Source organism: Paraglaciecola aquimarina (assembly GCF_032464635.1).
Taxonomy (GTDB): domain Bacteria; phylum Pseudomonadota; class Gammaproteobacteria; order Enterobacterales; family Alteromonadaceae; genus Paraglaciecola; species Paraglaciecola aquimarina.
The window spans coordinates 3,014,131-3,034,145 of record NZ_JAWDIO010000002.1 but is presented as its reverse complement, the minus strand read 5'-3'; the positions used below and the strand labels follow the sequence as shown (position 1 = coordinate 3,034,145).

Genomic DNA, 20,015 nt, shown 5'->3' with positions numbered 1-20,015 from the left:
TATCATTATGACAAACCATCACTTTGCTTTTGAATTTACCACACCTGACTTATTTGATGACCACAGAGGTTCAGTAGACGTTGCTGAAAGTGGCCTGCATCATTATGGCGCTAAGACTAGCTTTTATGGCCAAGCAGTGACTGTAACTTGCCCTGAAGACAATTCTAAAGCTGTAGAGGCCTTAAAAACTGACGGAACAGGCAAGATACTGGTCATTAATGGTTTCGCTAGCAAAAAGTACGCTTTTGTTGGTGACATTATGGCCGACAATGCCATAAAAAATAATTGGCAAGGGGTAGTGATAAACGGCTGTGTACGTGATATTGAAATACTTAAAGATATGCAACTTGGTGTTATGGCGTTAGGTTGCGTACCTCGAAGCACAGTTAAAAGAGGTGTTGGCGACACGGCTCAAAATGTCGAGTTGTTGTCCATTACCGTTAAACCAAACGATTGGCTTTATGCTGACGTGAATGGCCTGATAGTTAGTCAACAGCCTTTACATAATTAGGCCTAATCCCCATCCGCTTTAATGGTTAAAAATAGCGGAAATAATGTAATACAGGATTGCGATTATGTTTATTTAACTTACACTACCCCTAGCAGATTAACACGCAAGTCACTGCTTTCTATCGCACTATTTATGCAAAGCTTCATTTAAACTTACAGCAAGCTAAGTATGAATAACAAGTTGAGTCGTTTGCGTGTTTTCTACATTGCTAAGTCAGTGTTGTAGGACATAAAAGCCACAGAGCCAGCAAACAACTCCTTAAATTAACGTTAATCAATAGGAAACGTGTTTTGCCAAATTCAACCAACCATTTATGGATAAAACAGCCACTTAGTCATTTCACTGCCAATCAACAAGATGCGACAAATGGCATTGTAATTAATCAAAATACCGGCACCATAATCGAACTAGTAGCCGCTGGTCAAACGCCTCAATCATTTATTGATCATAGCTTTGACGCTAGCCAACATGTGTTGTTACCAGGTACTGGTTAATACCCATCATCATTTATATCAAACATTAACCCGTGCTTTACCTGCTGCCATAAACAAACCTCTATTTCCTTGGCTTAAAACGCTTTATCCAATTTGGGCTAAATTACAACCTGAAATGCTGTCTTATGCCACTCAGCTCGGGTTAACAGAACTGGTATTGTCTGGCTGTACAACAGTGGCCGACCATCATTACTTATTTCCAGACGCCCTGCACCAAGCCATCGATATTCAAGTTAATGCAAGTGAAAAGATAGGCTGTCGGGTAACCCTCACTCGTGGCTCTATGAGTCTTGGCGAAAAAGACGGTGGTCTACCGCCACAACAAACCGTGCAAACTGATCAACAAATATTGCAAGACTCATCACGGCTGATAAAACGTTACCATGATCCTAAAGAAGCCGCTATGGTGCAAATAGCCCTAGCGCCCTGCTCACCCTTTTCGGTGACCACAGAATTAATGATTGAAACCGCCAAGCTGGCGCGCCAACATCAAGTGATGTTACATACTCATTTGGCTGAGACAGAAGACGAAAACAGTTTTTGTTTAGCTAAATTTGGCTTACGTCCGCTCGATTATTTAGAATCGGTCAACTGGTTAGCCAGTGATGTATGGCTTGCCCATGGCATATTTTTTAATGATGAAGAAATCCAACGTTTGGGTAAGGCTAAAGTAGGAGTTTGCCACTGTCCTTCTTCGAATATGATACTAGCGTCGGGCATTTGTCGTACTAAAGAGCTTGAGCAAGCAGGCGTCAAAGTAGGCCTTGGAGTGGATGGCTCAGCATCTAACGATGGTTCAAATATGATGCAAGAAGTGCGACAAGCCTTGTTGATTAACCGCTTACGGTACTCGGCTGATCACGTTACTCATCTAGACGCCTTATATTGGGCCACAAAAGGCTCGGCTAAGGTAATCGGTCGGGATGATATTGGCGAATTAGCCGTGGGCAAACAAGCCGACATTGCCCTTTTTAAACTAGACGAATTACGATTTTCCGGCAGTCATGATCCCTTAGCTGCACTAGTGCTTTGTGGTGCCCATCAAGCAGATGCCGTAATGTGCAAAGGAAAATGGCTAGTACAAGAAGGTAAAATGTTGGCCGTTGATATCCAAGAATTACAACGCCAACACCATCGAGCAGCCTTGACATTATGTGCTTAGCTAACGTTAGGAAAAACACAGCTATCTCTGAAAACGATAAAGCACCTCGCGGTGCTTTTTTCGGTCACTCAAGGATGGCTGTGGGTCAAAATAACGGTTCGTTAAATGGATGACACCTCAGCGCCCCTCAACTATTTTAAGGTTAATACCTCAATAGAATTTAACTCAGGGCCACCACCTTTATTTCCACTGCCCATAGCAATATACATTTGATTACCAATTAATACGGCGTTAGTCCCATGTCTACCGCGATTTAGTTTACCTTCTTCTTGCCATGTCTTAGATGTAAGCTCAAAGGATACGGTTCGATTATTGGCGGGCGTAGGCGCATGCTCTCCACCGGTATAATACAAACGGTTGTTATAAACCACCGCCCCCGCTCCCGCGGTAGGTATAGGCAATCTAATTTTTAGGGTTTTCCAAATACCGCTTTGTATATCGTATACATCGATCTTATCATTCACCTGTCGCATAAATGCGCCAAACTCTTCAGGCTCATGATAGCTACTATTACGGCCTCCAAAAGCGATAAGTTTTCCATCCAATATCGCGGCATTGGCATGGTCGCGAATATGTGGTGCGTCAGTTAAGATAGTCCATGATTTGGCTTTAGGATCGTAAACATCAACCATATTTGACGTACCACTGGTATGCCCGAGCTTAATACCGCCAACGATATAGATTTTGCCTTGATAAACCGTCACACCCGCACCACCTCTTCTGCGCTCTTTAGGTATTTCGAAGATCGTCCGCCATTTGTCAGTTCTAGGATCATATTCCCATACATGGCTTAATGGGGGCTCTTTTGGATAGCGACCTGTCAAGCCCGTCACCAATAAGATTTTACCGTCGAATGACACTGGCGTGACATGATGAAATTCAATAGGTGTGGGGTTGTTCTTACGCCATGAATTACTAATGGGATCATACACTTCAACAGCTTTAATGCCGCGACCACCTATCACAAAAACTTTATTGTCATGGGCTACTACGCCGTTCTCATGCCGAGCAGTCGCCTCACCACTTGGGTTAAGGGTTTGCCAGTCGGCCATTACTTTGCAACTGAATAACACTGAACAGATTATCACAGTCACAATCTTGTTTTTAGTCATCATAAAACCTCACTTACCATGGCTGTGCCTCACCATTTTTTGCTAAAAAATAGCAGATTTCGCACAATTCACCAATACTGGTGTACGTTATTTATTAACCCCTAATTTTAAATTAAAGATTGTCTGCGGCCAAAAGGCGTTCTAAATCTTCTGGCGTATCAATACCCGGGGGTGGGCTAGTTTGCGCCACTTCTACATGAATTTTATGACCGTGCCATAACACCCGAAGTTGTTCCAAGGATTCAATTTGTTCTAAACCAGAAGGTGACATATTAATGTATTGGTTAATAAACCCAGCGCGATAAGCATAGATCCCCACATGACGTAAATAGAAGTCACCTATTTCATCAATGTCGTCAGAGTCTAAAAATCGCGATCGATCATAGGGGATAGTTGCCCGAGAGAAATACATGGCAAAACCTAATTTATCCATCACCACTTTCACTGAATTGGGGTTAAACGCTTCCTCGACATCGGTTATTTCAACCGCTAGGGTGGCCATTTCAGCTTCATGATGGCGATGTAAATTAGCCGCAACCTGGCGAATATTTTCGGCAGGAATAAACGGCTCATCCCCCTGCACATTCACCACCAACTCATGGGCCAACATATTTTCCATTTCCACCACTTCAGCTAAACGTTCTGTCCCCGACTCATGGTGAGAGCCTGTCATGCAATACTTGCCACCGAAGTCACGCACAGCTTTTGCAATTCGAGCATCATCTGTCGCCACGATAACATTATGAGCACCGGACTCTATTGCTCTTTCGTAGACATGCTGCACCATTGGTTTACCTTTAATTTGTACTAAGGGCTTACCTGGAAACCTTGTAGAAGCGTACCTTGCTGGAATAATGACACTAAATTGCATAGTTTATACATCTCAATCTTTTAATGGTTAGCCAATAATAATTCAATCTCTTCACTACCAAGGTGTTGAGCTTCAGATTCAAGTAGCACAGGGATATTCTCACGAATGGGATAAACCAAGCGATCAAACTTACAGATCAATACCGCTTCTTCAGACTTGTATACCAATTTACCTTTACAAACAGGACAGGCCACTATATCCAAAAGCTTTTTATCAAACGCCATATTATTTTTTCTCACCATTTTTTGCTGTTGCTACAGCCTTTAACTTAACCAAAAGTTCAGAATCAAATTGTTGAGGCAACTTAGCCCTAACAGGTAAATACCACCAGTCTTCATGTGCGAAATCAACGCATTTTACTGCATCTTTCTCGGTCATCACAACACACTCTTTCGGTAGATCTTTCTCTTCAAAACGGTAATGATCATCAAACGCTAAACACTGCTTCATACTGACCTGTTTGAGCGCTAAAAAATCAAAAAACCGTTGCGGATTGCCTATCCCTGCCGCCGCAACAATAGGCCCTTTTAAATCGGCAATAGACCGACTTAAGTTTTTTTGTTTAATATTCACCAATCGCCCTGATTCTAACGACATCGAATACTCATTGTTTTTTACTGTGCCACTATTTAATACTACAAAGTCCACTGTATCTAAACGCCAAACGCCCTCCCGTAAGGGGCCCGCTGGCATCAGCATATTATTTCCAGTCCGTCTTTGTCCATCCACTACGGCTATCTCAATGTCTCTTTGCAGAGCATAATGTTGTAGGCCATCATCACAAATAATCACGTTGCAATTATGTTTACTGACTAAGGCTTTAGCTCCCCTCGCTCTCACTGGGTCAACGACTAATGGACAGTTGATGTGCTGCTTCATTAAAATAGGCTCATCCCCCACTGAGTCGGCAGAACTATTCACTTCTACAGAAAATGGATAATTCTTACGTTTTCCCCCATATCCACGACTTAACACACCCGGATGATAACCTTCTTGCTTCAAGCGATTGGCAAGATAAACCACTAGTGGGGTTTTTCCGTTTCCACCCACACTAATATTACCTACCACTATGACTGGCACTGGAATACGCGTAGAGGCTTTAAAGCCATTACTGAAAAGCCAGCGTCTAAAGGCCGACAATCCCCAAAAAATAGCCGTTAAAGGAAGCAGTAACATAAAAATAAACCAATCGAACCAACGTGGCGAGTACCACACTCTATTTAGCCAATTCAATTAACTTACTCCTCACCAAACTGCAAATTATGCAATTGAGCGTACGCCCCTTTCTGAGCCAGCAAATCAACATGATTGCCTTGTTCAACAATTTGCCCATCTTCAATCACCAAAATGGTATCAGCTGACTCTATGGTAGATAACCTATGGGCTACCACTATACTTGTACGGTTTTGTTGCAATGTTTCGAGTGCATCTTGGATCAATTTTTCTGATTCAGTATCTAAAGCAGAGGTTGCCTCGTCTAAGATCAAAATTGGTGCATCAATCAACAATGCCCGCGCAATCGCTAATCGTTGACGTTGCCCACCAGACAACATAAAGCCATTCTCACCCACTATTGTGTCTAAACCGTCAGGTAATTGGTCAATAAATTCTAATACATGAGCGGTTTTTGCCGCTTGCTTGATTTGTTCACGGCTCACGTTTTCAGCAGAACCATAAGCAATATTGTTGGCGATGGTATCGTTAAACAACACCACATGTTGTGACACCAAGGCAAATTGGCGACGCAAGTCGGTTAACGGAATATCTTTTAATAAAATACCATCCAGTGAAATTTCACCCTGCTGATTATTATAAAAACGAGTTAACAAACTAGAAATTGTTGATTTTCCGCTTCCAGAGCGCCCGACCAAAGCAAGGGTTTGTCCTTTGTTAATTGCAAATGAGACATTTTTTAGGGTAGGCTGTTGTTTACTCGGGTAAGTAAAACTGACATTTTTGAATTCAATTTTACCGACTGCACGTTGGAGAGAATGCGTCCCTTTATCTTCTTCAATTTGTTGGTCAAGTACGGCAAAAATACTACTACAGGCGGCCATTCCTTTTTGAAATTCACTATTAACTGTCGTCAGCTGTTTAAGTGGTTTTAGTAACATAGTCATAAACACCACCACACTTACAAAAACGCCTGGTGTTAATGACACCACGAAATCAGGGATACTGGCAATATACAACACAACAGCTAAAGCAATAGAGGCGATAACTTGAATAGAGGATACGCTTAATATTCTCGCTACAACTAACTTCATATTTTGTTGGCGGTTTTCGTTATTCTTTTGATAGAACGCTTTATCTTCTAACGTTTGACCTCCAAACATCAGCACCACTTTATGGCCTTTTAACACCTGTTCAACAGACGAGGTAAGCCCACCCATTGCTTCTTGAATACTCTTACTGACCTTTCTAAAACGTTTACTGACGACTGATACTATGAGCGCTACCAACGGCCCAATAAGAATAAAAATAAGCGACAACTGCCACGACGCCATAAACATAGCGACAAACAATCCCAGCACAAGCGCCCCTTCTCTGACTAGAATAATCAAAGCCCTACTCGAAGCATTGGCTACCTGTTCGGTGTCGTAAATGACTTTAGATATTAGTTGACCGGTACTATTGTTATCATGAAATTCCACCGGAAAGTGGATGTAGCGATTGAACAATTCTTGGCGCATGCGCAACACAACGTGATTACCGATCCATGACACTGTGTAAGCACCTAAAAAGTTAAATAACCCTCGTAAGATAAAAATGGGCACAACAAAATAGGCGGCTAATCTTATGTATTCATAATCACCTTTGCCTAAACTATCGTCGACTATAGGTTGTAATTGTTGCAATACATATACATCTATCAGCGAGTATCCAATCATGCCGACTATGGCAATAAAAAATGCTAGCTTGAAGTCTTTAAGGTATACGCTAAAACGCTTGAAGATTTTGTCGGTCTGCTGATTATTCAAGGAGGTAGTTGTGCTCATTAAGTAATTATTATCTGCAATTTATAAATAAACTTCCCATAGTGTAACTGTTGCAACGACATTCCCCAACTATCAATCAATTATTTAACTCAATTACCATCTATTCGCACAGCAATTGTGCATATTTGCATACCAGTAGGGGTACAAATCAAACCTGTAAGTTAAGATATCGACTTTGGCTGAATACTGCCCAGCAAACACAAAACGTACTTGCCCAGTTTGCGATATAGAATACAAATTAGCGTGACGAACCCCCGAGTTTAGGTAACGCGTAACCACATCAGCTTTAGGAAATCCCCAACGATTCTTAAACCCTTGGCTAAACACCACATACTCAGGATCCACTGTCTGAATAAACGGCGTGGTCGAAGAAGTATTGCTGCCATGATGTGGAGCCAGTAATAAAGTCGACTTGAGTTGTGCCCCATATAACTCCACTAAATTTTGCTCGATCGACTTATCAATATCACCTGGTAATAAAACACTATGTATGCCATCAGAAATTTTCATGACACATGAGCCATTGTTATCACTATAATTTATTGGGTTTTGTGGCCATAGCACAGCAAGGTTTAATTCTTGCCAATCAGCGCTAAATCCGAGTTGGCACCTATCTGTATTAGTCACCAGGTTATTAACTGCAATTCCTTGAGTCAAAAAAGGCAAACTACCCGCATGATCGTTGTCTCCATGACTAATGAACAACCAATCAATATGGCCAATTCCTTTCGCTTTTAAGATGGGCAATATCACCGCATCCGCCATATTGAAGCCACTTGGATACTTAGCCCCAACATCATAAACCAAGGCTCGGTTATTTTTGATCACCAGTACCGAAACGCCCTGCCCCACATCTAAGATATTTACCTGCCACTCATCTGAACGACTTGGTAATACATAACTCAATAATGGAATGATCAAAATATACACGCTTTTTTCAACGACTTACTCAATGGAAAAAACAATAAACTTACGGCGGTTAACGCCATTGCCCAGACTAACAAGGGCACAGCAGCCAAATCTAGCACTGTCCATTGCTGATGACTAAGCCACTCTATAACAGGTAGGGTCTTAGCTAGTAGCGTGTTGCAAACTTGAAATAACCATTCGGCCCACGTTTCGTTTAAAAATAAGCATATTACCGCCAACAAACATAATGGTACCAAGATAAACGTGACGAATGGCACAGCCACTATGTTTACAACAGGAGACACAAAGGAAATATAAGAAAACTGCCAAGCTACAATGGGTAACATTAATAAGCTCAAGCCCAATTGAATACGTAACATACTAGCCACAACGGCTTTTATTGAGAAACCAGCAGAGCGAACTGGCCACCGCCAGAATATAAACCAAATAATGATTACCGCAGAAAAACTTAACCAAAAACTGGCACCGAATAAACTAAGTGGAAATAATAAAATAAAGCTACTGATGCCAAGTAGCAGCACCTTTAAAGAGGACATGTTTCTATTGATTATCAATATTCCAGTAAATAACAACAACATGATCCAGGCGCGTAGTGTCGGCAAGCCAAATCCTGCCAAACCAGCATAGCAATAGGTAGTGAAAATAGTGCCTATGACTGAAAATTTATGGACATTAAATTTGTGCCAGTGAAAAACTCGGCTAACGATAATGCCCGCCAAGCAGGCCATGAAAAAGTAACTCATGCTCGCGACCAGAGCCAGATGTAACCCCGATATCGCAATTAAATGAGCAATTCCTGTACGTTGCACTAACATCCAATCTTGTGGTTCGAGTAACCCCCTAAAGCCAATGGTTAAGGCTATGATCCACCTTTGCTCCGACAGTTGTAGTGTTTGAATGCGATCTAAAACCCACTGACGAGTCGAGACTTTGTTTTTAACTAACTGGTTAAATTCGCTGTCTTTGACATAGCCTGTGGCTTGTATTCCTTCACTAAACAACCATTGTTGATAGTTAAAGCCCCCCTCATTCGCTAAGCCATACGCAGGCTTGAGCTTGACTTGTACTTGGATGACTTGACCTTGCGTTAAACGCCATGGCGGCACTTTCCAGCTTATTCGAAACCGACGTTTGATCAGTAACTTGCTGTTTGCCATATGACTAACGTCTAAGTTAAATCTAGTGTTATTGGGGGTATCGATTAAACTTACAATTTGCCCCGTGAGTAAAATCGGCTGTGATATTTCCTGTGAAGACGGTTGCAAAGTGCATTGCCAATGTCCTACACTCGCCATCCATACAATGCCTAATAAACAACTAGAAATATTTGCATACTTTTTTGCATAGGCACAAATCAGAATTAAGGTTAAAATAAAAAATACTATAACTGGATGGAAGATTTGACCAAAATAGGCAAGAAATTGATCCTGCAATAAAAATGAAAAGTTTGAACGTCATAGTAGACATATTGAATTCCATTTCTTCAATAGAAATTAAGTATAGAGAATTATTCTGAAAAAGTTTATTAACCGATTTCTACCAAGCCACCAAAAAGTGAAGGAGCAAAAGTTTCTTTCTATTTTTGGTACCTTGTTGCACGACCCAAATTTGTGGCATTTGAATAGGCGCTCAGCTACGGGAGCCTTTGCTTTAGGGTTATTTTTTGCATTCTGGCCAGTGCCATTTCAGATGTGGTTAGCAGCAGGTTTTGCCATACCTTTTAGGGTAAATTTACCCATGTCTATCGCAACCGTATGGTTAACCAATCCGTTTACTATGCCACCCGTTTTTTACGGTGCCTATTTAGTCGGCGCGGCAGTAATGGGGTCTCCCCACAAGAGTTTGCGTTTGAATTGAGTTGGCATTGGGTAGTGCAAAGTATGGAAACGATTGGGCCTACTTTGTTACTAGGCTGTATTATCTGTTCTGTTACCTTTAGTTTTTTAGGCTATTTTGGGCTGAACTATCTTTGGCGTCTATCAGTTACTAAAGCTTGGAAACAACGCTTAGCAAAACGTTGCTCCAAACATTGATAAACAGCCAAAGGTTCTAGTTATTGTTTAAGCTTTATTCTTCCAAGCAATGAGTTTTTGTACTTGTCCGAACGAGGCCATGATTAAATGGCAGGCCTGTAAATAGCCCTTTTGGTGAAAAGTCTGCAATGTATCACCGCTCAAAGTGGCAAGTTTCTCTTCGTTAATATTGTACAAGCCAGTAAAGCTTTTCTTTTCACCACTTGCTAAAGCTAGGTCTAACTTAACTGGCATCAACAAGTCGTGCTCTAGTAAACTTTTCACAAAGGCTTCAGTGCGAGGTATACCTTGTACTAGGTTAACTAACATTCTATTCACTTGACTTAACAATTCTGTTGGCTTAGCGTCTTCGTCGAATAATGCTTCACCTTGCTCTTTATTTACTTTTGGACTGTCTAAATTGATCGTCACTATCGTATTGTCAGGAGTCGGCGTATCTCCTTCCTCGCCCTTAATACCCACCATAAAAGGTTGTCGTCTAATATGTAAAGGTACATAGCTCGCATTCCACGCTTGTGCTTGTAAGAACAAGTTTTCGCCTAGCTCAAATCCGGTCAAGACATTAAGACCAAACTGTCCTGTTTGATTGTCTTTTATGAAACAAATGGGATACTCAGCGACGAGGGCTCTAAGTTCCTCAGCCAATACTGGAATGATATGGTGACTATCACCAAGCTCAGCACTCTTCGTAGTGATAATTTTCAAGTCTTGATGTTGCTTTGGGTCTAAAATCGTATAACCAGCCAATGTGTACTCCTGATTCTAATGTAGTAATGTTAAATGGGTTGTAACCCGTAACGATGGATCTTGTTTAATAGTTCTCTATTACTTGGCAAAATGTCTAGTAACTTTTGGGTTTGCTGGAGATTCATTTCAACGAGAGATTCGGCCATTTCCTGATAACTATTAGACACGCCTAAATGACTCGACTCTGTTTTAAATCCCATTCCATATAGCACGTATTGATAGCTTGCTGCTGGAAACACCTCTTTGACATGCTCAAAATCATCATGCCAAGGCACATGATAACGCCACAAAGTTAATAGTTCTTTTAAACTATCAGGAATGGTTGCAGGATCACGATGATCGAGCCAAAATTGACTGTCGGTGCGTTGACTCAACATATAGTGCAATTTAAGGAAATCGATTATACGTTGCCATCGGTACAAAAACGTATTATTAAAACGTTTTGCCACTATATCCATAGTTTGCCGATTAACGGGTAATTGCTCTGCTATCATTTCGGCAGATGTTTCTACCAAAACCAATGCTGACGCCTCAAGTGGCTCTAAGAAACCTGCAGAAAGGCCAACAGCAACACAGTTTCTTTTCCAAAACACCTCTCGATGACCAGCTTCAATATCAATTTCTCGTACTGATAATTTTTCAGGAGACGACACACTTTGACCAACGTAATCCAATAACTCCTGATGTGCGTTATCTGAACTCGTATGACGACTTGAGTAAACATGGCCGACACCCCGACGAGTTTGTAAACCAATATCCCATATCCAACCGTTACTTTGCGCAGTAGAAATAGTATGTGAAGCGATTGGGCTTTGTTTTTCTGGGTAAGGGACATGCAACGCTAGGGCTTTATCAACAAATAAAACATCAGCGCAGGACTTAAACGGCACTTGTTGGTTTTCACCTAACAACAAGGATTTAAATCCCGTGCAATCAACAAATAAATCCGCTTTTAGCTCACCATGTTGTTGAGTAGTTAACGAACAAATATCACCATTTTCTGCATTATTAACCTTAACCACATGATCAAGTACATGATTAACCATTAAATTTTTAACGCAGTGCTGTTGTAAAAATGTCGAAAATGAACCGGCATCAAGGTGATAAGCATAGTTTGCTACACCAGCGTATTCTGCCGTAGTAATCAGTTTTGGGGCTTTACCTACTTCACATAAGGCATCTTGAGGACAAACTAATGGTGAAAATGCTTGCTGAGCACCTTGGTTATTAAAATACTCCGCCATATTAAAATTGTCGAAATCTTGCGGTAACACTAAAGGGTGATAATAAAAATCATCTTCTGTGCCTGTTACCCATTTGGCAAACTTTGCACCTTGTTTAAAGGTCACATTGCACTGACGAATAAAATCTGTTTCGCGTATTCCCATTTTTTTTAAGGTACGACGCATGGTGGGCCAAGTGCCTTCACCAACGCCAATTATGGGTACGTTTGGAGATTCAATTAACGTTATGCTACAGCCTTGCTTGTTCTGCTGTTTTAACTTTGCCGCAATAGTGCCAGCGGTTAGCCAACCAGCGGTGCCACCACCAACAATAACAATTGACTTAATCGGTTTAGACATGTATTTACCTCAACATTCCACCTTTTGCATAAAGCAAAAAAGGGTAGCCAAATAATGGCTACCCTACCTTTTTTACTACTAATAACTAATCATTAAAACGTAGCACGCACACCAATGTTATAACGCGGGCCGTACTCTTCATAATCGACTATTTGATTGGAGAATCGACTATGTCGGCGGGTTGCTTCATCGGTAATATTGATCCCATCAATAAATACAGACACCGTATCATTTATATCATAGCTAGCCGAAATATCGATTTGCGAATAGGCTTCGGTAAATGTGGGTGATGTACCTCCTTTTAACAAGAACTCATCACGCCAGTTGTAGGCCACTCGAATCGAAAATGCTTCTTTTTCGTAAAAGCCCACTAAGTTGGCAGAATCACTCAAACCAGTTAACGCAAAATCATTCACTAAACTATATGGATTATATACGTCCGTTTCATTCACTAAGGTATAGTTAGCAATCGCCCCAAAACCTGACTCACCAAACATATGTTGTACATTAAACTCCCAACCATTTACTTCTGTTGAGTCAATATTTTGCGGGACTGAGAACTCCCACACAATCACAGGATCGGTCGGTTGCGATACACAAGCGGCTACTGGCTCAGCCACAGTTCCTTCTGGGCAGTTGCCACGAGGATTAACAGATGGATCAGTCAATAGACCGTTAGGGCCTTCTATCGTACGCTCTTCCTCTCGTACTGCGATAAAATTATCGACTTCTTTTCTAAAGTGACCTAGAGAAATATAACTACCTTCGTCATAGTACCATTCTACTGAAAGGTCGAGGTTTTTCGCCTCATAAGGTAGTAAGTTTGGATTACCCTCTGATGCCTTAAATGGTCCACCCGAACGATGTAGGTTTAAACTAGTAGCAGGGAACAAAGAGCTAATATTACTGCGGGCTATGGTATTGCTATATGAAATACGCGCAACTAAGTCATCCATCAATTCCAAGCTAAAATTCATACTTGGTAAATAATGGCTATATTTCCCATCCAAATTAGTGGTTACTTCGTCATCAGCTAAAATTGCTGACATTTGTAATGGTGTTATCCAATTAAAGCCTACTGTTGGCTTAAGCAAAGAGTAAGACGTGACATCGGTACTCTCACGACGTAAACCAATATTTGCCGTAAATGGCATACCATTGAAGTCAGTATCAAAATCAAAAGACACATACAATGCTGTTGTATCTTCTTCGATACCATTTCTGCTATGGCTCGCTGGGTTATATAACCCTTGATCTCGGACCAAGTCCATAAATTGTGCGGCACTAAAAGTAGAGCGTTGATCAAAGCCTATCGCATCAGGCTGAGAAGGTAATATCTAAATCTGAGATATCTAGATCTTCTGCTACATTACCATTGCCTAAGGCAAAGTTCGCGCTGTAAATATTATCGGTGTCCACTTCGTATAGGGTATTTGATAAACCAAAGTTAATTGCTACTAGTGCGCCATCACCTAAGTTTTCCCAACGACCATCTATTTGCAATTGCGTGATCGTATTCTCGATTTCGTATCCCCGCTCTTGGTACAAATCCCCTACTATGTTGGCTTGATTAAATGCCCCGCCCGGTAATGCCGAGTCATCATAACTGACCGAAGGCATATCATTTGAAAAATCAGCCATGATGGTAACTGGCGCAGCGTCACCAAATGGATTTTTTAAATTGGTCACCACTTCCGCAGGTAAACCACCTGGGTTTGCATGTGAAGTAGAACGATGAACATCAAAATTGAAACCTAGACTTTCTGAAGCTTGCCACTCTAGATTTAAGCCTAGCGAGTCATTTTCAGTTTCAAATGCATACTCCCAAGCCCAAAAGTTAAGTTCGTCATTTTCTCGAGCTGGATTAATAATGGTACCGTTTACGTCAGCTTTACCAGTCTGAACATTGTCAAACCAAAAGCTTGTGCGGTTCATGGTACTTTTTCATCTAGTCGAGATAAAACGTAATCAAAAGTCGCGGTAATATCTTCATTTGGTGCCCATTGCAGAACCAATTGGGCATTCTGTCTTTCACGCTCAGTATTCTGCGCATCTAAATCAACAGTCGGTACACGCCATGTGTTTAGATCTGGATTTCTAGACGTATCAATTGCACTGGTGTCCGGATTGGATTGCCCGGGATAACCCGTCGCCCACCCACCTTGAGTACCGATTCGGTCTGTGTGACTATCACGCTCTGCATGAGAAATAGCCAATAACACACCAAAGGTATCGTCGGCAAAAGTATTGCTCACCATGGCTGAAACTTCAGGCGTAACAGAACTCCCCGTATCAACACTGGTATCTACCACGGCTTTAGCGCTACCAGCGGCTTTAAATCCATCATAATCTAAAGGTTTGGCGGTTTGAATATCGATAGTGGCACCGATGCCACCCGAGTTGATATCAGCACGGCCTGTTTTATGAACCTCAACGGCTGAAACCGTTTCAGCGCCAATTTCACGGAAGTTAAAGCTACGAGAAATACCAGCAGATGCTAATGCCGATGAATTAGGCATTTGACGACCGTTTAACGTTACCAAATTAAAGCTAGGGCCGAAACCACGGACAGTTACTTGGTTACCTTCGTTATTCGTTCGATCGATGGATACGCCGGTAATACGTTGCAAAGATTCGGCTAAGTTTGTATCTGGAAATTTACCAATGTCTTCAGCGGTAATGGCATCTACCACACCCGATGATTCACGCTTTATATTGGCGGCACTAGCTAATGAACCTCTAATACCTGTGACATTGATGACTTCTGTCTCGTCACTCGTTTCTTGCGCTTGAGCATTACTGCCCACAGCTAACATCATAGATATAAGTATCGAATTAAGTTTGAAATTATGATTAACCATCTACTTCCTCGTTGCCTTAAGGCGTTTTTGTCTTTTAATAGAACGTTATTGGAATGTGAGTGTCACGTAACAAATAATACATAAATTAAATTTAATTGTTAACAATTAAATTTAATTTATGTGTAAATAACCCTATCAAGTCAATTTAATTACACATAATTTTATCTATAAAATACATCATTTATATATCGTATTCATACCTAAAAGATGACGACTTAGTGTTATTACAGGTGTCCAGCATCAACGGATGCCATGTCGATGACAGTGACTCGCTATATAAAGGCACTTATCATTGTCAACTAAATACAACAAACAATATACCTTTACGAATTTAATAATAGCCTTTAACATAAAGAACACAATTACAACGGAAAGTTAATGATGTTCAAATTTGTTACAAAAGTTTTAACCAGCGGATTTTGTATTCTCATGCTGACAAATTGTGGAACGAAAGAGTCCACAGACTTATCAATTACACAATCTACATTTGGTGAGCACCAAGGCAAAAGCGTGTCACTTTTCACCCTGAAAAATAATCATAATATGACGGTTAAGATCACCGACTACGGCGCGACTGTCACCAATATAATTATTCCAGATAAAAACGGAAAACTAGGTTCAATTACCGCAGGTTTTGATCAGTTTGATAGCTATTTTAGTGAGGAATATATAAACAACTCCCCCTACTTCGGCGGAACGATTGGTCGTTATGCGTCTGTAATGAAAAATGCTACTTTTACCTTGAATAACAAAACTTATCATTTAGACAAAAATATGGGGAACCATCACTTACATGGTGGTGCGGTAGGATTTGATCGTCAAATGTGGGAGGCCCAAACATCTCAAACCCAAGACTATGTAGCACTAAAATTGAGCTTAACCAGCCCAGATGGCGACCAAGGTTATCCCGGAACGGTCAAGGTATCGGTTGAGTATCAACTTAACAACGACAACGAACTAAGCATCCATTACACTGCCAATACCGATCAAGCTACGCCTTTCTCGTTGACAAACCATACATACTTTAATTTAAATGGTTTTAGTAGTGACATTCTCGACCATCAGTTACAACTTAATAGTCAACACTATTTAAAACCAGATGCTTCTGGTTTGGCTGATGGAACCTTAGCGCCTGTCAAAGGAACAGCTGCCGACTTTATACAAGCGAAACGAATTGGTGATGCTTTTAACGAACTACCTATGGGTTTCGAACATTTTTATGTATTTGATAACCCGCAAAAAACACTACAATCAATTGCGCTAATCACTGAGCAAAGCAGTGGCCGCACATTAGAAGTACTAACAACAGAGCCAAGCACACTTTTATATACTGGCCGTTACACTTCAGATAATTTGCAACGTGAAGATGGCACACAATATGGTCAATTTAAAGCATTCTGCATTGAAACCTCTAAATATCAAAATGGCCCTAATATTCCGAACTCCCCAAGAAGCATACTTAAGCCTAATGAAAGTTATCAAGAAACCACCGTTTTCAAACTAAGTTGGTAGGCTGAATAAACAAACGCCCAGCGTAGCGCTGGGCGACAAGTACAGGGCAAACCAAAGCAATAGATCAAAATTCAACCTGCAAAATCACTGGGCCTTAGCAAACTAATATTCAGTAAATCACATCCGTGTTTTCTCCCATTAACTTGATAAACTTCCCCCTTTTTACCTAGACACCCATCATAAATTTCAATGCAAATATAACCATTCAAACTGCAAGTTATTTCGGTTATATAGACACCCATCATAAATTTCAATACAAATATAACCATTCAAACTGCAAGTTATTTAGCTTTGCTTTGGGGAGTGTTACAGAACTCGATGTTTGTGATAGAAGTCGCAAATATTTGCGGTTTTATTGGTTTTGTAAATACATGGTTACCTCACCTTGCGATGACTGTGTTTGTCCTTGGTGATGGTGTTTACCTTAAGCGCGTTTGAGTAAGGTTTTTGACTTGCTCATGCCGCGCATTCGCTGGTGGCCGGTGTGAGCTTTGAATTGATGCATCATTTGCTCAGCGCCAGCGGCGTAGCAAAAATGTTGTTCGAACTCTGTGGTGAGGGTAAGCCATTGTGCGTCTGATAACCCTAATCTTTCAAGTATCGGGTTATGTTTATGGTCTATCTGTCCTGCTTTATCTTCACGAATACAGCGACCTGTGCAATCTACCAATTCACAATAGTCCTTTAGGCTGTAGGCAATGCCTTTACCCATGCTTTGTTGATAATTGCCAATAAAGGGCAGGAGTTGATGAGGCTGGGCTGTCCTCTTTTGCATGGCTTTCACGCGCTTTTGAATACTGGTGTGTTTGGACGTTTCTGGCGTACTTGCTATTTTCGCTCGCACAGGGTTTAAGTCGACATAAGCCATGCAGGCGAGTACCGCTGATTCATCAAGTAACGCTTGAGATGTAAACCGTCCTTCCCAGAAGCGACCGGTACAACCATCTTCTTTGTTGGCTTCACGGGCGACGTATTCATTGAGATTTCCCATAAACCAACTGATGTCGTATAAGCGTTGGCGATAGATTTCTGCGGTCTCGGTTAGGGTCAACATCTCACTATGTGTGAGCGCCTCTTCTCGTAAGTACTTTTGACTGAGTAATGTACCTTTGTGTAATTGATGCCAATGTTCAAGTACCTGTTTTAGGCTCCAATTATCCGCTGTCGCTTTATCAACAAATAGCACCACATGCACATGATTACTCATGACCGCATAAGCACTGATATCTATCGCGAATACAGACGCCAAAAGCAATAATCGCTCTTCTACCCACCCCCGCCTATGTTCGTAACTTTGACCTGAATAATCATCTACACCGCACAAAAAACAGCGACGAACACAACGTGAAACACAATGATAATAAGGCGTATCGATTAAAGAAACTTGAGATGAACGAGACCTAGGCATGATTGACTCCCTTCAAACAACGTAAATCAAGCTTAGTCCGACAATCTAAAAACTCAATGTTTTATTTGCTTATCGTGGGTGTCTAGTTAAATATGATTGCACAAAAAACAGCGACGAACACAACGTGAAACACAATGATAATAAGGCGTATCAATTAAAGAAACTTGAGATGAACGAGACCTAGGCATGATTTACTCCCTTCAAACAACGTAAATTAAGCTTAGTCCGACAATCTAAAAACTCAATGTTTTATTTGCTTATCGTGGGTGTCTAGATAAATATGTCTAGTGGGTGCTTATCGTGGGTGTCTAGATAAATAGAATAAGTAACCTGACTCTTCGACCGTCTGCTGATTCTACTAAGCCGCTTGTCGGATATAATTTGACTCCAAAACTACAAAATGTATGACTGACACTAGGTTGATCCGGTTAGATTTGGTAGCTCTTTAGTAATTTATGCACTTGTTTTTTGGGAGTTTTGCTCAACTTTTGCGTCAACTGGAACGGCACAGTTACTAAGGCGAATCGATTAGAGAGCTGCTCCAGCATCACTAACCACAACTTAGCGGTCATCTCTGCATCGAATAAAGCTCGGTGAAACTCGCCTTCCACTTGTATATTGTTTAATGCAACCAAACTACTTAACTTATGGCTAGGAGCTTGTTGAAACAATCTTCGCGCCACTAGCATTGAGCATGAAAATTGCCCCGAATAAGGCCTGTAAATATTGCTTAACTCTGCATCTAAAAAACGTTTATCAAATGACGCATTATGCGCAACTAAGTTAAAACCAGCTATAAAATCAGCAAATTGCTCCATCACTTCATCGCATGGAGCCGCCATTGTTAGCATTTGATTGGTTATGCCCGTATAGTCTTCGATAAATCGGCTAATCGGTTTGCCAGGATTCATTAAGGCTTGAAACCTATCTACAATAATACCGTTTTGTATTTTCACCGCCCCAATTTCTATAGCCCGATCGCCGTAATCAGGTGACAACCCAGTCGTTTCGAAATCCAGCACTATTACCGTATCTGCGTCACTCATATCCACTGCTTACTTTCGTTATTTTGTTAATTTGCAACAACTAATGTAATGCCTAGTCAATTGAGTCAATAATATTAACTCAATTAAGCTGTGAACTACAAAAACCAATACTGGCTAGCCGACAGTTTGACCATAGCAAGCGCATGCTTCTTTATCATTCAAATTTATTGAACTAACAAGCCAAAATATTCCGCTATTCTTAGCTAAACAAAGCCGATATATTAAGTTTTGATAATTAATCAGCACCTATTATTAGTTTAATATTTTTAACTTAAAGAGCCTATTATGAATAAAAAACATCTACATACCCTACTCTCGTCACGTGCAGAGTTAGCCCCTTTAGCGCTGCGCATACCCGTAGGGATCACGTTTATCGCACACGGCGCCCAAAAACTATTTGCCGCATTTGGTGGCTATGGTCTAGAAAGTACAGGCCAATGGATGGCTTCTATTGGTTTGGAGCCTTGACTACTTAATGGCATTACTGGCTGGTTGTGCCGAGTTTTTTGGGGGCATATTCTTACTTATTGGCCTGCTCACTCGCCCTACAGCGTTGGTGCTAAGCATCACTATGCTGGTCGCTATTATGTCGGTCCATATTCAAAATGGACTATTCATGGCAAACAATGGCTACGAATTCGGCTTGGCACTATTTGCCGTGTCAGTGTCTTTGCTGCTATCAGGTTCGGGTAAAATGGCAGTGGACCAATACTTAACCAATAAATTGGCTTAAGACGGGTAGACTA

13 protein-coding genes and 5 pseudogenes are annotated in these 20,015 nt (G+C 41.1%); 5 read left to right on the top strand and 13 right to left on the bottom strand.

The window, feature by feature from the left end; translation table 11 throughout:
* Positions 1-7 precede the first annotated feature (7 nt).
* Both RS130_RS15080 and RS130_RS15075 read left to right on the top strand, forming a co-directional pair.
* Positions 8-511 (top strand): putative 4-hydroxy-4-methyl-2-oxoglutarate aldolase, encoded by a 504-nt coding sequence (locus tag RS130_RS15080; RefSeq protein ID WP_316026603.1) that lies wholly within the window; start codon positions 8-10, stop codon positions 509-511.
* 290 nt (positions 512-801) lie between these two features.
* Positions 802-2,167, top strand: a pseudogene (locus RS130_RS15075) (8-oxoguanine deaminase).
* Positions 2,168-2,298: 131 nt separating this feature from the next.
* On the opposite strand, the gene RS130_RS15070 reads toward RS130_RS15075, so the two are convergent.
* The 7 genes from RS130_RS15070 to RS130_RS15040 all read right to left on the bottom strand — a co-directional run bounded on the left by RS130_RS15070 (position 2,299) and on the right by RS130_RS15040 (position 9,512).
* Positions 2,299-3,282, bottom strand: a complete 984-nt coding sequence (locus RS130_RS15070; RefSeq protein WP_316026602.1) for a Kelch repeat-containing protein — start codon at positions 3,280-3,282, stop codon at positions 2,299-2,301.
* A 109-nt stretch (positions 3,283-3,391) separates the two neighbouring features.
* The gene (kdsB, locus tag RS130_RS15065; RefSeq protein ID WP_316026601.1) at positions 3,392-4,150 is read right to left on the bottom strand and encodes a 3-deoxy-manno-octulosonate cytidylyltransferase; all 759 of its coding nucleotides are present in this window, start codon (positions 4,148-4,150) and stop codon (positions 3,392-3,394) included.
* 20 nt (positions 4,151-4,170) lie between these two features.
* The gene (locus tag RS130_RS15060) at positions 4,171-4,374 is read right to left on the bottom strand and encodes a Trm112 family protein (RefSeq protein WP_316028074.1); all 204 of its coding nucleotides are present in this window, start codon (positions 4,372-4,374) and stop codon (positions 4,171-4,173) included.
* Between the two features lies 1 nt (position 4,375).
* Complete coding sequence (gene lpxK, locus RS130_RS15055) at positions 4,376-5,326, bottom strand: tetraacyldisaccharide 4'-kinase (RefSeq protein ID WP_316028073.1); 951 nt, start codon at positions 5,324-5,326, stop codon at positions 4,376-4,378.
* 62 nt (positions 5,327-5,388) lie between these two features.
* Complete coding sequence (gene msbA / locus RS130_RS15050) at positions 5,389-7,149, bottom strand: lipid A export permease/ATP-binding protein MsbA (RefSeq protein ID WP_316026600.1); 1,761 nt, start codon at positions 7,147-7,149, stop codon at positions 5,389-5,391.
* Positions 7,150-7,242: 93 nt separating this feature from the next.
* A complete protein-coding gene (locus tag RS130_RS15045; RefSeq protein WP_316026599.1) occupies positions 7,243-8,079 on the bottom strand; it encodes a ComEC/Rec2 family competence protein in 837 nt (278 codons plus the stop codon).
* The gene (locus RS130_RS15040) at positions 8,067-9,512 is read right to left on the bottom strand and encodes a ComEC/Rec2 family competence protein (RefSeq protein WP_316026598.1); all 1,446 of its coding nucleotides are present in this window, start codon (positions 9,510-9,512) and stop codon (positions 8,067-8,069) included. Before RS130_RS15040 ends, RS130_RS15045 begins: the two co-directional genes overlap by 13 nt.
* A gap of 76 nt (positions 9,513-9,588) precedes the next feature.
* Here RS130_RS15040 and RS130_RS15035 point away from each other — a divergent pair.
* Positions 9,589-10,112 (top strand): annotated as a pseudogene (locus RS130_RS15035) (DUF2062 domain-containing protein).
* A gap of 27 nt (positions 10,113-10,139) precedes the next feature.
* On the opposite strand, the gene RS130_RS15030 reads toward RS130_RS15035, so the two are convergent.
* From RS130_RS15030 to RS130_RS15020, 3 genes and pseudogenes are all read right to left on the bottom strand, one after another.
* On the bottom strand, positions 10,140-10,859 hold the full coding sequence (locus RS130_RS15030; RefSeq protein WP_316026597.1) for a SapC family protein: 720 nt from the start codon (positions 10,857-10,859) through the stop codon (positions 10,140-10,142).
* 29 nt (positions 10,860-10,888) lie between these two features.
* Complete coding sequence (locus RS130_RS15025) at positions 10,889-12,442, bottom strand: tryptophan halogenase family protein (protein ID WP_316026596.1); 1,554 nt, start codon at positions 12,440-12,442, stop codon at positions 10,889-10,891.
* A 92-nt stretch (positions 12,443-12,534) separates the two neighbouring features.
* Positions 12,535-15,303 (bottom strand): annotated as a pseudogene (locus RS130_RS15020) (TonB-dependent receptor).
* A gap of 378 nt (positions 15,304-15,681) precedes the next feature.
* Between RS130_RS15020 and RS130_RS15015 the strand changes: the two are divergent.
* Positions 15,682-16,815, top strand: a complete 1,134-nt coding sequence (locus RS130_RS15015) for an aldose epimerase family protein (protein ID WP_316026595.1) — start codon at positions 15,682-15,684, stop codon at positions 16,813-16,815.
* Between the two features lie 424 nt (positions 16,816-17,239).
* Here the strand turns inward: RS130_RS15015 and RS130_RS15010 are convergent, their stop codons facing one another.
* From RS130_RS15010 to RS130_RS15005, 3 genes and pseudogenes are all read right to left on the bottom strand, one after another.
* Complete coding sequence (locus tag RS130_RS15010; RefSeq protein WP_316026594.1) at positions 17,240-18,223, bottom strand: transposase; 984 nt, start codon at positions 18,221-18,223, stop codon at positions 17,240-17,242.
* Between the two features lie 98 nt (positions 18,224-18,321).
* Positions 18,322-18,411 (bottom strand): annotated as a pseudogene (locus RS130_RS23865) (Type I secretion system protein TolC); the annotation flags it as partial.
* A gap of 240 nt (positions 18,412-18,651) precedes the next feature.
* On the bottom strand, positions 18,652-19,269 hold the full coding sequence (locus RS130_RS15005; RefSeq protein ID WP_316026593.1) for a 3'-5' exonuclease: 618 nt from the start codon (positions 19,267-19,269) through the stop codon (positions 18,652-18,654).
* A gap of 285 nt (positions 19,270-19,554) precedes the next feature.
* On the opposite strand from RS130_RS15005, the pseudogene RS130_RS15000 reads away from it, so the two are divergent.
* Positions 19,555-20,002 (top strand): annotated as a pseudogene (locus RS130_RS15000) (DoxX family protein).
* Positions 20,003-20,015: the final 13 nt, after the last annotated feature.

Bases quoted from the DNA above. Each gene is read 5' to 3' on its own strand.
- msbA (WP_316026600.1), bottom strand. From the start codon at position 7,149: ATGAGCACAACTACCTCCTTGAATAATCAGCAGACCGACAAAATCTTC.
- lpxK (WP_316028073.1), bottom strand. From the start codon at position 5,326: ATGTTACTGCTTCCTTTAACGGCTATTTTTTGGGGATTGTCGGCCTTT.
- RS130_RS15070 (WP_316026602.1), bottom strand. From the start codon at position 3,282: ATGATGACTAAAAACAAGATTGTGACTGTGATAATCTGTTCAGTGTTA.
- RS130_RS15010 (WP_316026594.1), bottom strand. From the start codon at position 18,223: ATGCCTAGGTCTCGTTCATCTCAAGTTTCTTTAATCGATACGCCTTAT.
- kdsB (WP_316026601.1), bottom strand. From the start codon at position 4,150: ATGCAATTTAGTGTCATTATTCCAGCAAGGTACGCTTCTACAAGGTTT.
- RS130_RS15060 (WP_316028074.1), bottom strand. From the start codon at position 4,374: ATGGCGTTTGATAAAAAGCTTTTGGATATAGTGGCCTGTCCTGTTTGT.
- RS130_RS15025 (WP_316026596.1), bottom strand. From the start codon at position 12,442: ATGTCTAAACCGATTAAGTCAATTGTTATTGTTGGTGGTGGCACCGCT.
- RS130_RS15015 (WP_316026595.1), top strand. From the start codon at position 15,682: ATGATGTTCAAATTTGTTACAAAAGTTTTAACCAGCGGATTTTGTATT.
- RS130_RS15005 (WP_316026593.1), bottom strand. From the start codon at position 19,269: ATGAGTGACGCAGATACGGTAATAGTGCTGGATTTCGAAACGACTGGG.
- RS130_RS15080 (WP_316026603.1), top strand. From the start codon at position 8: ATGACAAACCATCACTTTGCTTTTGAATTTACCACACCTGACTTATTT.